Origin of the sequence: Actinomyces sp. zg-332 (genome assembly GCF_011751945.2) — a bacterium.
In the GTDB taxonomy this organism is placed as follows: domain Bacteria; phylum Actinomycetota; class Actinomycetes; order Actinomycetales; family Actinomycetaceae; genus ZJ293.
Genome location: NZ_CP064951.1, coordinates 1,138,396 through 1,151,292 on the forward strand (window position 1 = coordinate 1,138,396; position 12,897 = coordinate 1,151,292).

Sequence of the window (12,897 nt, forward strand, 5' to 3'; positions counted from 1 at the left end):
CTTATAGGGACAATAAGTTATTTTTCACTAAATGCTACTTACTAGCTTTAGTTTTATTAGGAAAATTTTCTTAAAAACAATGCTTGGACACATCAGACACTAAAACTTATAATCCGTTTTCTTATTTTCTATTAAAAGCATATTTAAACCAAATTATAGCCGTTTCAGAAAGATTACCTTCCCAAAACGGCTACAACTAATCAGGTTTTATAACAGGAGAATTATAAAACCGTTTTCTTTCAACTACCTTCCATTTGAAGAAGCATTATTACCACCAGCAGAGTCACCGTTTGAAGGAGCTGGAGCTGGATTTTCTCCACTTGATGGGGCAGGAGCAGGCTCTGGCCTTGAAGAACCATTCTCGCCTTCAGCTGGTGCAGCAGGCTGTGCTGGGGTAGCTGGTTGCGCTGGAGCAGCTGGAGTTGGTTCTGAACTTGGTGCAGCTGGCTGTGCAGGAGCCGGAGCTGGAGCTGGCTCTGAACTTGGTGCAGCTGGCTGTGCAGGAGCTGGTTCTGAACTTGGAGCAGGTCTTGGAGCAGGAATAGTTCCGTGCTGGAATACTCCACTCACATTACTTGCATCATCTGTAATGGAAACAGTAGGATATCCGTACTCTGAATCTTCCCAACCAAGAGATGCCCATTCCTTTACAACAGAATTCTTCAAGTTAACAGCTACAACTTTATCGCTATTTCTATCCTTGTAAGAATAAACAGCAATTTCTTTAGTGCCGTTACGGAAAGTCTGTACACATCCTTCATCGCGAAGTCCGCACCTGATATTGTTTATTGGTACTCCTAGAGTAGCTTTGTTATCCTTGTAATAGCTTGTTATTTTGTAGCTATTATCAACATAAGTTACTTCATCTGTCACTGTGTTCAAGAATATTGTGCCTTTTTCAAATTCTTGAGCTATAACATTTGAGTTTACTTTCTTCTGTGCACTGATTGGGTAACCGAATTGTCCTTCTTCCCAACCAGTATTTGCATAATATTCAGCTATTCCATTAGACAAATTCAAAACTACAGGAGGAACATTTTCAGCTACATACACTGCACGTGTAATTCCTTTATTGTCTCTGAAAGATTGTACACATCCATTCTTATATAGATCGCACCTTATATCATTAATAGGTTCACCTAGAGAAGTCTTATTTCCAAAATAATACTGGTGAAGCTGTTTAGCATTTTCATTTCTTGACTGTAGATATGTGCTTACATCTGAAACAGATTTGTTAACAGTAATAATCTTATGGCCATCATATACAAGAGTTCCATTTTGGAACCTGTAATACTTATACCCGTCAGATGTTGTTTCGACAGGAGCTACAGGATAGCCAAGTCTTCCGTTTTCCCAGCCAGCAGAAGCCCAGAATTCTATAGCCTTGTCCTTCAAACTAACTGGAACAGTCCTACCAGCATAGTTGTAGACAGCTAACAAACTACTATCTCTGAAAACTCTAAATGTTTGTACACAGCCGCCACCAATAAGATCACATCTCATATCGTTAAAAGGAATCATTCCTTTAGCATGGCCTTGATTCTCCTCATAACTATTTTTGTAGAAACTACCAATAGAATTATTTTTGTAAGTGAAAGCAATACCAGTTCCACTTTCAAAAGAGATCCAGCCATTTTCGAACTCTTGAATCCAATGCTTGTTATCTTTAAAGTCTTCTTCCTCACCCACAGGATAGCCAAGTCTTCCATTTTCCCAGTTAGAAGAAGCCCAAGAATTACCAATAGCACCAGTTAGCTTAACACTAACAGGTTGTTCAAACGGAGTAGAATAAACAGCATATATAGCATTAGCCGAATTAGTAAAAGAACGAACACATCCGTCATCTTTTAACCCACATTTATAAGAGTTTATCGGAGTAAGTTTATGCGACTTATAGTAAGCATCTATATTGTTCTTTGGATTACTGCTTGGAATAAAACTACTCGCAACATTCCCAATACCAGTTTCCTGATGCGCAAATTTGCTATTTACTGTATCAGCTGTAGCATTATTGGCATAGCCACTAGTACTTATTAGAGAAATAGGCAACATAACGGATAGTAAAACGCTAGTTTTTAAAATGCTTTTCAACATTTATACACCTTTCCCTTCCTTTTCTATTTAAAGAACTAATCTATTTTTTGAAAAGCTCACAGAAATAGTACCCCCCCCCCGAGAATTACCAACTTTCACAATCAGAAATATAGAAAAAGTTATACAAAAGCTTATTTAAAGCCCAAAATTCAAACTTTATAAACACTTGAAATCTAAACGATAACAATTAAATAAAATTTTACACACTTGCAGATACTTGCAATAGCTGATTGTTTTAAAAACAAAAGTGGCAATACTCTATTCAGTATTACCACTAATTTATAATATGTAAATTTATCTTAAACCTGTTGGACGATCTAAGGCTAGCTCTATTAATTCTTCAACCAACTCTGGATAGCTCATACCTGTTTCCTGCCACATGACTGGATACATTGAGTACGGCGTAAAACCTGGCATAGTATTAACTTCGTTAATTACAATCTTGTCACCACGACTATCATAAAAGAAATCTACTCGAGCAATTCCTTCACAGTCTAAAGCTTCAAAAGCAAGACCCGCATAACGCTTAATTTTTTCAGCTATATCAGAGTTAAGTAAGGCTGGACACTCAATACGCACATTACCGTGATCCAAGTATTTATTCTCGTAATCATAAAAACCGTTTTCAGGCAAATCCATAACTAGCTCGCCAACATGAGCAACACGAGGTAAACCATCACGTCCTTGTAAAACAGCCGATTCTATTTCACGTCCAGTTAGCAGTCCTTCAACAATAACTTTAGGATCAACCTCGCGAGCAGCCAAGATAGCCGCCTTCAAATCTTCTTCTTTATCTACACGAGAAATACCTAGCGAAGAACCAGCACGAGCAGGTTTAACAAATACTGGGAAACCAATGGAGCTAACTTGGTCCATAGCTAGCTGAGGATCTTTTTTCCACAATAAGTCAGTAATAACGGTATAAGGACCAATTGGCAGACCAGCACCAGCTAAAATCATTTTTGTGTAATGCTTATCCATACAAGCAGCTGACGATAAAACCCCACAACCTACATATTTCATGTTACACATTTCAAGATAGCCTTGCAAAGTACCATCTTCACCAAATGGCCCATGCAAAAGCGGAAGAACTACATCAATCTTCCCTAAGTTTTCGACTACTTCACCATTTTTTATAACTAGAGTTTTTCCAGTAGGAGTAATGCTAACTTCTAATTCACTGTCAGGAACCTGTACTTTCCTATCTGAAGACAAAGCAAAATTAGACATATCTTCATCGATTTTGACCCATTTACCAGTCTTAGTAATCCCAACAGGAACAACATCATACTTATCTTTATTTATATTAGAAACGACACCTGAAGCAGTAGCACATGAAATAGTATGTTCACCACTCATGCCACCAAATAGCACCATTACTTTAATCTTTTTATTACCATTTTCTGTAGCCATAAACATTAGTATAAGTTTTTTATCTAATTTTTATTAGTTTGAAACACAAAAAACTTAAAAGCACGCAAAACTATTTCTTTATTTTGTATATATACAATGTACTAAATAGATATAAATCAAAATATATTTCACTTACGTGTAATAGTAAAAATGAGAGAAATAGCACATTAAATAACGTTTTATAAGCCTTCAAACTGGTATATCATTGTCGAGGGGTATGAGGTATATTTAAAACTTTTGCAAAGAAGCAGTAAGATTTAGATATTATATTTTCAAAGGGGAATTATGAAGAATTTTAAGAAATTATTGACACCGTTACTAGTTTTAATACTAGGTTTATCGCTATCAGGTTGTGCATATTCAGAAGCTGAAATAGTAGGTACTTGGGTACAAGAAAACGGCTCAAGAAAAATTGTCGTTGAAAGCGATGGAAACTATTCATATTACCGTGGTAGTGAAAAATTTACTGGCAAATGGGATACGACTGGGAAGAAAGAATACAATTTCACTGGAAGCACTTCCTACCATGCAAGTAGTGGCAAATTGATTGAAGAAAACAAGTTAAAAATTTTTATTGACCCAGGTGAACATGACACAATCGGGCAATATACTTATGTAAAGAAATAGACCTGCAACAGCAAACTTTATCTTTCTTCAAAATATCTCACGCATTACAGCATTTTGCTCAATGCGTACTTATCGTAGAGACCTTAGGATACTAGGGTCTCTACGATATTTTAAAAACTTTATTTTTGTCTCTTTACTTTAATTTGTCACTTCATTAAGTGTTATAACTAAAATTTATATTATCCCACTACTACTAGTATTTTCCGTGTTATAAACAAATATATAAACAAGCATAAATTTACTTCCAAATAACGTAACAAACCATAAAAATCAATTTTTATCAAGGTTTTAACAAAAAATACTCTTTTATATTAAGCAAGATTAACCAATATATAGCTAAAACTATATACATTGATACAAAATATCAAAATAAAAATATAAAATTTAATGTATGTCTAAAAAAATGTCAAAAACTTATAAAGTTATAGCATCCATCGTAAGTGTGCCTGTATTAATAACTACTAAACGACATTGGTATGGCATAGAAAATTTGCCGAAAGAAGGTGGATTTCTAGTAGTTGCAAACCATGTAACAGATTTAGACTCACTTACTTTCATGCACTACCTGGTTGCAAATGGTATACCTGCAAGAATTATGGCAAAAGCTGAACTTTTCAAAGTGCCTTTACTAAAACAAGCATTAAAAATAACTGGTCAAATTCCTGTAAATCGAGTCAAAAATAAAAACTCTTCACTTGTTCTGGATGCAGCCAAAACAGCTCTTTTAGACGGTGAATGTATAGCATTATTCCCAGAAGGAACGCTAACACACGACCCTGATTTATGGCCTATGAAAGCTAAAACTGGTGTAGCTCGCCTAGCGCTGGAAACTAAAGTACCAGTCGTTCCTGTAGCTCAGTGGGGAGCCCATAAAATACTGGATCACGATAATAAGAATTTTAGGCCTTTCCCTCGTAAAGATGTTACAGTAGTTGCTGGTGAACCTGTCTATCTAGCTGATTTATATGGACAGCAAAATGATGCACAGTCTATAAATATTGCTTGTAATAGAATTATGAGAGCTATAACTGATTTACTAACTGATATTCGTGATGGGCAACCACCTGAGGAATTTTTTGATCCAAAAGTTACAGGAACCCTAGTTAAACGTAAAAAACACAAAGTACCTTTAAAAAAGCGAATACTAAGAGCGTTCAGACCTCGTAAAAGTAAATAAAGTTTATTTATCTACACTAGGTAACCATCTACGCTCTGTTTTGTGTACAATACTACATTTATACAATTTTACTAAAAGTATAATAAGTTCATTTATACAGAGTGAATGAACTTTTATAAACGAGAACCAATAACAGTAATTAATGTAGCACTTTTAAAGCACCAGGTAATACTGTAACTGTAATTGGAATTTTCCCAATCGGATCACCATCTGCATAAGGTAAATATTTTGTTTGACAATCAACAGTTATTTTCCTGCCTTGTCTAAGTACCATTGATGGGTGTGACAAATGTTTAGCAGCAACAATCTTTGGTAATAGTTTCATAAGTCCCCAAAGACTAATATTCTCAAGAGTCAAAACTTCCATAATTCCATCACGTACATCGGAAATAGGTAAAAGTTTTATTCCCCCACCGTAAATTCCAGTAGAAGAAATGCAAACACTCCAACTCTTGGAAACATATTCCTTACCATCAATATTTAAGTTATAAGTTATTGGTTTAAAATTTCTTACAGCTTTAAAAAATCCCCAAATATAAACAGCCATTCCTTTTAGGAAACGGTTACCATTAGCGTACTGGTTAGCTACTGAATCTATTCCTAGGCTGGCTATACCTAAAACCGTTTTTTCTTTACCAGTAACATCTCTTGCAACAGCAATATCAATGTTTTCGATAGCAAAATTATTAATATTTTTTAGGTGTTCTAGAGCATTTGTGCCTATATCAAGTTTTCTACAGAAATCGTTTCCTCGTCCGGCAGGCAAAGGTACTAAAATCTTGTTAGTTTTCCTAACCCCATCAGCTATTGCTGATATATAACCATCTCCCCCAAGAGCCGCTATATATTCATAGTGAGTATTCGTAGCTATTTTCGTCAAATCGTCATTCATATCAGTCAAATTGACAGTGACTTTCCAACCATGAGAAGAAAAAATCTTAGCTATTTCAGGGCCTATTTTTAGAGCATTTCCCGCTCCAGAAGTAGCACTTACGCACAAGAGAAGCTCCATTATTCCTCCCTAATAAGCTACAAAACACTCGTTAGTTTTCTATTAACTCAACATCAGCATTCAGCGCATGAAGCTTTTCCATAAAGTATTCGTATCCTCTATTTATTATACCAATTCCTTTAACATTAGATACGCCCTCAGCAGCCAAAGCAGCAATGAGATGAGAAAAACCTCCACGTAAATCAGGCACTACAATATCAGCACCTGTGAGCGGTGTAGGTCCAGAGATAACAGCTGAATGATAGAAGTTACGGCGTCCAAAACGACATGGCAAACCGCCTAGACATTCACGGTAAACTTGAATGTTTGCTCCCATGGCTTTTAGTGCATTAGTAAAACCAAAACGATTTTCATAAACAGTTTCATGCACGATTGACATACCTTTAGCCTGAGTTAAAGCCACTACCAAAGGTTGTTGCCAGTCTGTCATAAATCCTGGGTGCACGTTAGTTTCTAGCACGATTGATTGTAAAGGCTCCCCTGGATGGTAAAAACGTATGCCGTTTTCTTTGATTTCAAATCTACCACCAACTTTTCGGAAAGTATTCAAAAAAGTTGTCATTTCAAGTTGAGTCGCGCCCTCAATAAAAATATCACCCTTAGTAACAAGTGCAGCACTAGCCCAAGAAGCAGCTTCAATCCTGTCAGACAAAGCACGATGCTCATATCCATACAGTTCGTCTACGCCCTCAACGCGGATGGTTCTATCAGTGTCAACTGAAATAATTGCACCCATTTTTTGTAAAACAGCAACTAAATCAATGATTTCAGGCTCCACTGCAGCTCCGCGAAGTTCAGTGATACCTTTTGCTCGAACAGCAGTTAACAAGGTTTGTTCAGTAGCACCAACAGATGGGAAAGGTAGTTCAATTACAGCTCCTTGTAAGCCATTAGGGGCTGAGATATAAATACCTTTTTCACTCTTTTCAACGATTGCGCCAAACTTTTTCAAAGTGGATAAGTGGAAGTCAATAGGACGATCACCGATGTGGCAGCCTCCAAGATTAGGGATAAAAGCTTCACCTAGCCTATGGAGTAAAGGACCACAAAGAAGAATAGGGATACGGGAAGAGCCAGCGTGGGCATCAATATCAGCAACATGGGCTGTTTCAACATTAGAAGGGTTTAGCTTAATAATTCCTTCTTTTTCATCATATTCTATTTCAACACCATGTAATTTTAATAGACCTGAAACAACGTCAACGTCTTTAATATGTGGAACATTTTTTAAAACAGATGGAGTACTACCAAGTAAACTCGCCACCATAGCTTTAGGTACGAAGTTTTTTGCACCACGCACACGAATAGTTCCTTTTAGTGGCCTACCACCTTTTACTCGAAGTACAGATTCCATATTAGTCTCCATAATGCTTAAATATACCCCTATAAAGTTTAACTCATATTTTGTTTTATATATAGAGGTTTGAAGAATTTTATCAAGTTGCAAACTTACCTGGCTATAATCACTTCAGTTATACAACTAATAAGTCTGTCATTTCTTTCGTATACTCATAATAGATTATTATATTTAGTAAACACTGTATTTTGTCTAATAATTTCATATTAGATTAATATCACACAGTATTTTCTTTATATAAACACAAAAGAATTTATTTTATTCGCATTTTGGTAAGTATATAGTAGTTTTATTTTCTTTTATGTTGATAAAGTATTAGGGAATTTGGTTAGGGCAAATATAAAGGTAAACTATTTTCCCAAAATTGGGGAAGCTACTTTCAAAAGTTAGTTTTTCAATGTTTATGTTTACATAAAATATTCTTTTATATTAGGAGTTGGTTTTGGCTATTTTATAGTTTTGGGCTGTGTTTTCCTCTGCATTTTTCTAAGCATTATAGGTTTAATTTGTCTTGTGCAGTTTTCTTCATACCTACTACCGCTAAAAAGAACAGATTTTTACTTACTATCTTTCATAAGTTTATAGACTTATCTTTTAACCTTTAATAGTGCTTCACCATTTACATTTACACGTCAAATTTTCAAATCCTTATTGTTTAGCATTCCACCAAACATGCATGATACATACCCTTAGAAGATTCCTCTATTTTTGAAATTGTTGATATTTTATTTCCTGCATCTTTTGACGATGCTCCACAAAGGTAAAAAACTTCATTATCTGTACCGTAGTCTATTGCAATATACCAATCGTGATACTTTTTACCTGCAGTCTTAATTTTTAAGTTGATATTAGGGTAAGCTCTTCTAAAATCATTTAGGATATTTTTCGTAAGCATATCTTTATTTCTTACATTGTCACTAAATATAATAACTTCTACATTATCTTTTGCACCCCTCAATAATTCTAGTGTTTTCAAGCCTATATAGTTATCTATTACATAAATACTTTTCTTTGCAGACTTATATATTTTAGTATAAGCAACATCTGCCTCAATCTTATCTCCATTCATCAATAAGAAATGTTTATATGTATCTGGGTCTATAAAGTTATCCATTATTTTCTTCAAATCTTCTTTTGTTGCTAATGTAGTAAGTTTGTCTCCTAAGCTTGCTATTTCCTTTGAATGTTGCATAATATCATTGGTATTTTGATTTGTTTGAAGAGTGATTTGTATCAACTCCTTTGAAGTTATGAAGTCCCTGTTTTCAATAATAAAGTCTTTCATCTGCTTAAACATCCGTATCAAAGCCTTACTTTGTTTAATTGCAAGCTCACCTCTTAACACTGTCATAAGCATATAAATACCTTGTTCTGTAAAGGCATACGGTAAGTACCTTGAACCACCCCAACTTGAGGTGAAATTTTTGCACCTCAAGTTTTCATACTCATTTTCAGTCAGTTGGAACATAAAATCTTCGCCTTCAAACTTCTCAATATTATTCTTGACTTGTCTATTAAAGTTTTTAGTTTCATACCCATATATCTCAGCCAACTCAAAATCAAGCATTACTTTTTGGCTTCTTATACTACAAATCTTGTCTTTAATTGTAGTTTCATCTATTACCACAATTTCTTTATTTTCTTCTACCACAAAATACACCTCAAATGTTATCTAAAATATCTTTTCCAATTTGCTACGCAGTACATAGCTAGTGAGGATACTTTTCATATCCTTTTATATTTTTCTACTCCACCTTCAGCTTTCGATGTATTCTATATTTTTCACAAGTCCATTATTTACATTTTCATAAAGCTATTTGCCAATCAAAGCTGGTGGCGCTACGTTTGCCCTCTCTTAAAACAAAGTTTTATCCTTTAGTAAGGAGCTTATTTTACTTAGCTAGGTATTTATTAAGTCAGCATACCTTGTATTTTCTTGCAAACCGCTACATCTATATTTGCTACTACTTGAATAATTTCTATCTATTGATTTTTAATTAAAATTTCCAGTTATTCATCAATTACTGCGAATTAAGTTCGCATTTATACGCTCTGGTTATAAGTAAGTTTGTTGCCCTATTATTAGTTCTGTATCACAACAGGAGATTTTCTATATCCAGTTTCAAGTCTATATGTGATACTGTTATACCTAGTTATTTATAAGCTTTAACACTGAAAAAAAATACCTCTGTACTTACTTTTAGAACAATTATAAATGTTCTCTCTCTTCTACCCAAGTAGGAACGTTATTCTTATCCCAAAGAAAACATCTGTTTATCTATCATTCAATTAATAAATCCTATAAGAGTTGGAGTGTCATAAAACGTAAATAGCTTTACTTTAGAGCCAAAACACGACTTTGTCTTTTTATTCTTCATAAGGAGTTTCATTAGAAATAGCATATTTGCCATAGTATTTCCAACTACAAATAATACGTTTTTCTAACTCTGTAATTTCATGATAAGCAAGAGCATTACGATTCCTATATTTATAAAGGTTTGCCCACTTACCGTTATAAAACACTATTCGTTATTTTATGTTTATGGTTATAGCAGTTATAGCAAAAGCTGGAGAATAATAATTAGTAGCAGTTTTTTGTTTACTTTAATAATGTTATAAATAATTTACTACATATCCTCTTCATTTGCCTACAATTACTCTATTTATCAGACATCAATTTACTTACAGTGTGACTTACATTTTTAAAAATTTTTAAATAAACATGCACACAATATAAAAATTCAATCCCCCTATTCACAAAAGTGATACAATCTCCTTATGGAAGAAAATCTTTGTAATTCAGGTGTTGGTGTACTAGATAAAGTTGTCGCTATTTTGAACTGTCTGGAGACAGGTCCTGCTTCCTTAGCACAACTGGTTGAGCAGACCCATTTCGCTAGACCTACAGTTCATAGGCTAGCTCTTGCTCTTGAATATCACCGAATAATTACTAGAGATAATGCTGGTCGTTTCGTACTAGGTCCTAGGCTTAGCGAACTATCAGCTGCTGTTGGTGAAGATAGACTCCTAGCACTAGCTCTTCCTGTACTTAAAGCTTTGTGCGATCACACTCATGAGTCTACTCAGCTGTACACTCGTCAAGGTGATCAGCGTGTGTGTGTTGCTGCTGTTGAAAGACAAGTCGGTTTACGTAATTCTGTCCCAATTGGTGCTGTACTACCTATGAAAGTTGGTTCCGCAGCTCAAGTTCTACTAGCTTGGGAAGATCCTGATAAAATCATACGCTCACTGAGAAATGCAACTTTTAACGCAATGACCTTATCAAATGTTCGTAAGTGTGGCTGGGCTCAGTCAGTAGGTGAACGTGAACAAGGAGTTGCCTCCGTATCAGCACCTATACGTGGAAGCTCTGGAAAAGTTATTGCAGCTATATCAGTTTCTGGTCCAATTGAACGCATGGGACACCAACCAGGGCGATTACACGGTCTTGCTGTTATTGCAGCAGCTAACAAGTTGACAGAATTACTACAAAGATCCAGTCACTAATTTCATTATTCTTCTTTTGTAATATTGTTGTTATATTATGTTGTAATGTCTTTTTCGCTAACTTCTATGTGTTTATGTTTATTTTCTAATGTTTTGAGCGTTTAGGTATGGCTATTTTGGGTTACCTAGTTTCTAAAACATTTATCTCAAAAGCTGCTCTACTACATTTATTTATAAGTACTTTTGAAAGCACCTACGTTGCACTAGTTAATAAACGCTAGGCTACAGCTATATTATGACTGTATATTAGTTATTGCTTTTTCGTAGTAGCTGATAGTTTGCTCGTAAACAGTATTCCAATCCTGTGTTGGGCTAAGCATAGTGTTTGTATTTTTTATTTCTTCACGCAAACTATTTTGCATAATTAAGTTACAAATCTCCTCTACCATTTCTTCATCGTTTTCGCACAGCTTACCGTTTACATCATCTAGGACAAAATCTGATACACCTGTATTTTTACGAGCTACAATAGGTAATCCTGCTGTTCTAGCTTCTAAAGCAGCTATACCAAATGATTCAGTCAAACACGTGACTACATAAATATCTTTATTATGGTAAGAGGTTTTTAACTCTTGCTTTGTTTTTCTTCCACGCAAAAATACTTTATTTTCTAAACCATAAATCTTAATCAGCATTTTTACTACAGGAGTCAAAGTTCCATTTCCGTATAAATCTAAAGTGAAATCTTTAGGAGTAAAACTTTCGCCATTTACTGTGCAATATGTAGCATTGAGTTTATTGTATTCTTTCAGTTGTCTATCAACTTTGCTCATGATTCTAACTAGTTGTAATACTCTTTTACGGAAAGTAAAACGCATAGAAGCACAAATTCTGACTAAAGTTTCGCTATTATTTTTATTCTCATCCAGTCTTTGTCCTTTTGCCCATTCTTGAACGTTTATAGCATTTGGTAGTACTTCAAATGGTAAAGAAAAAGTCTCTTCTAGTTGCTTAGCATGACAAGTTGATACAGCAGTCATTACAGCCCCACGTTCAACCCATTTCTTTACGCCCAAACAGTATTTGCAGTAGGTTTTTAAAGCACCTAGTACGCAATGCCAAGTAACTACAACAGGCTTACCCATATCTTGAGCTATTTTCACTGCTTGTTGAGAAAAAGGCGATATTACACCGACATGTATATGTACTATATCAGCATCTTGTATTATTGCTTTTATGTGTTCAGAAGAATAAAAGGCATAAGGAAAGTTGGCAGGTAACTTAGTGAAGATACGGTCAACATAGTAACCGTTTTGTTTTTCTGCAATGTGGTGAGTTTCGAACAGTTTAACAGCTTTCGTATTATGGGTCGAGTAGTCAAAAGTTGAAGTTACCAAACGTACTTTATGTCCATTTGAGGCTAAAGTTGTTGCTAAATCCTTTACATGGGATTCAATTCCACCAAGCCTAGGCTGAAAATAGTCACTAATAATTGCTATTTTATATTTTTTGTCACTTTTAACGTTGTATTCCATTTTTATATCCGCTGTTATATTACAGTTTCACCTTTTCAAAGTCATGTAATCGTGCTTTTACAGTTTAATGTACAAAATACTTTACCATGCTAGCTTTTATTTATTTAAGTATACATAAATTTAAATGTCAGGATACTTATATGGTTAGAATGAAATCTATATCACTGATTTGTTTATAGGCAAAAGTAATTATATTTTTAGTGTATATTTAGCCAGTTTACAAAAAGTGTTTATA

Annotated in this window: 10 protein-coding genes; 3 read left to right on the plus strand and 7 right to left on the minus strand. The window is 34.7% G+C overall.

The window, feature by feature from the left end; translation table 11 throughout:
• Positions 1-243 precede the first annotated feature (243 nt).
• Complete coding sequence (locus tag HCQ94_RS04680) at positions 244-2,094, minus strand: LGFP repeat-containing protein (protein ID WP_166982315.1); 1,851 nt, start codon at positions 2,092-2,094, stop codon at positions 244-246.
• 294 nt (positions 2,095-2,388) lie between these two features.
• A complete protein-coding gene (locus tag HCQ94_RS04685; RefSeq protein ID WP_232525710.1) occupies positions 2,389-3,507 on the minus strand; it encodes a D-alanine--D-alanine ligase family protein in 1,119 nt (372 codons plus the stop codon).
• 285 nt (positions 3,508-3,792) lie between these two features.
• Here HCQ94_RS04685 and HCQ94_RS04690 point away from each other — a divergent pair, with 285 nt between their 5' ends.
• Positions 3,793-4,134: a hypothetical protein gene (locus HCQ94_RS04690; protein ID WP_166978764.1), complete on the plus strand. Its 342-nt coding sequence runs from the start codon at positions 3,793-3,795 to the stop codon at positions 4,132-4,134.
• A 391-nt stretch (positions 4,135-4,525) separates the two neighbouring features.
• On the plus strand, positions 4,526-5,311 hold the full coding sequence (locus tag HCQ94_RS04695; protein ID WP_166982317.1) for a lysophospholipid acyltransferase family protein: 786 nt from the start codon (positions 4,526-4,528) through the stop codon (positions 5,309-5,311).
• Between the two features lie 139 nt (positions 5,312-5,450).
• On the opposite strand, the gene HCQ94_RS04700 is transcribed toward HCQ94_RS04695, so the two are convergent.
• The 4 genes from HCQ94_RS04700 to HCQ94_RS04715 form a co-directional block, all read right to left on the minus strand.
• Entirely contained in the window at positions 5,451-6,323 is an 873-nt protein-coding gene (locus tag HCQ94_RS04700; protein ID WP_166982319.1) for a diacylglycerol/lipid kinase family protein, read from the minus strand.
• A gap of 31 nt (positions 6,324-6,354) precedes the next feature.
• Positions 6,355-7,677 (minus strand): UDP-N-acetylglucosamine 1-carboxyvinyltransferase, encoded by a 1,323-nt coding sequence (murA, locus tag HCQ94_RS04705; protein ID WP_198418150.1) that lies wholly within the window; start codon positions 7,675-7,677, stop codon positions 6,355-6,357.
• 658 nt (positions 7,678-8,335) lie between these two features.
• Positions 8,336-9,331: an ORF6N domain-containing protein gene (locus HCQ94_RS04710; RefSeq protein WP_232525711.1), complete on the minus strand. Its 996-nt coding sequence runs from the start codon at positions 9,329-9,331 to the stop codon at positions 8,336-8,338.
• Positions 9,332-10,047: 716 nt separating this feature from the next.
• Entirely contained in the window at positions 10,048-10,203 is a 156-nt protein-coding gene (locus HCQ94_RS04715; RefSeq protein WP_166982321.1) for a hypothetical protein, read from the minus strand.
• Between the two features lie 255 nt (positions 10,204-10,458).
• Between HCQ94_RS04715 and HCQ94_RS04720 the strand changes: the two genes are divergently transcribed.
• Positions 10,459-11,187 carry an IclR family transcriptional regulator gene (locus HCQ94_RS04720; RefSeq protein WP_166978776.1) on the plus strand — a complete coding sequence of 243 codons (729 nt, stop codon included), beginning with the start codon at positions 10,459-10,461 and terminating at the stop codon, positions 11,185-11,187.
• Between the two features lie 233 nt (positions 11,188-11,420).
• On the opposite strand, the gene HCQ94_RS04725 is transcribed toward HCQ94_RS04720, so the two are convergent.
• A complete protein-coding gene (locus HCQ94_RS04725) occupies positions 11,421-12,662 on the minus strand; it encodes a glycosyltransferase family 4 protein (protein ID WP_166982323.1) in 1,242 nt (413 codons plus the stop codon).
• Positions 12,663-12,897: the final 235 nt, after the last annotated feature.

What these genes read in the sequence shown, in the direction of transcription:
- HCQ94_RS04680 (WP_166982315.1), bottom strand. Translation starts at nt 2,094, where the DNA reads ATGTTGAAAAGCATTTTAAAAACTAGCGTTTTACTATCCGTTATGTTG.
- HCQ94_RS04725 (WP_166982323.1), bottom strand. Translation starts at nt 12,662, where the DNA reads ATGGAATACAACGTTAAAAGTGACAAAAAATATAAAATAGCAATTATT.
- HCQ94_RS04720 (WP_166978776.1), top strand. Translation starts at nt 10,459, where the DNA reads ATGGAAGAAAATCTTTGTAATTCAGGTGTTGGTGTACTAGATAAAGTT.
- murA (WP_198418150.1), bottom strand. Translation starts at nt 7,677, where the DNA reads ATGGAATCTGTACTTCGAGTAAAAGGTGGTAGGCCACTAAAAGGAACT.
- HCQ94_RS04690 (WP_166978764.1), top strand. Translation starts at nt 3,793, where the DNA reads ATGAAGAATTTTAAGAAATTATTGACACCGTTACTAGTTTTAATACTA.
- HCQ94_RS04700 (WP_166982319.1), bottom strand. Translation starts at nt 6,323, where the DNA reads ATGGAGCTTCTCTTGTGCGTAAGTGCTACTTCTGGAGCGGGAAATGCT.
- HCQ94_RS04695 (WP_166982317.1), top strand. Translation starts at nt 4,526, where the DNA reads ATGTCTAAAAAAATGTCAAAAACTTATAAAGTTATAGCATCCATCGTA.
- HCQ94_RS04685 (WP_232525710.1), bottom strand. Translation starts at nt 3,507, where the DNA reads ATGGCTACAGAAAATGGTAATAAAAAGATTAAAGTAATGGTGCTATTT.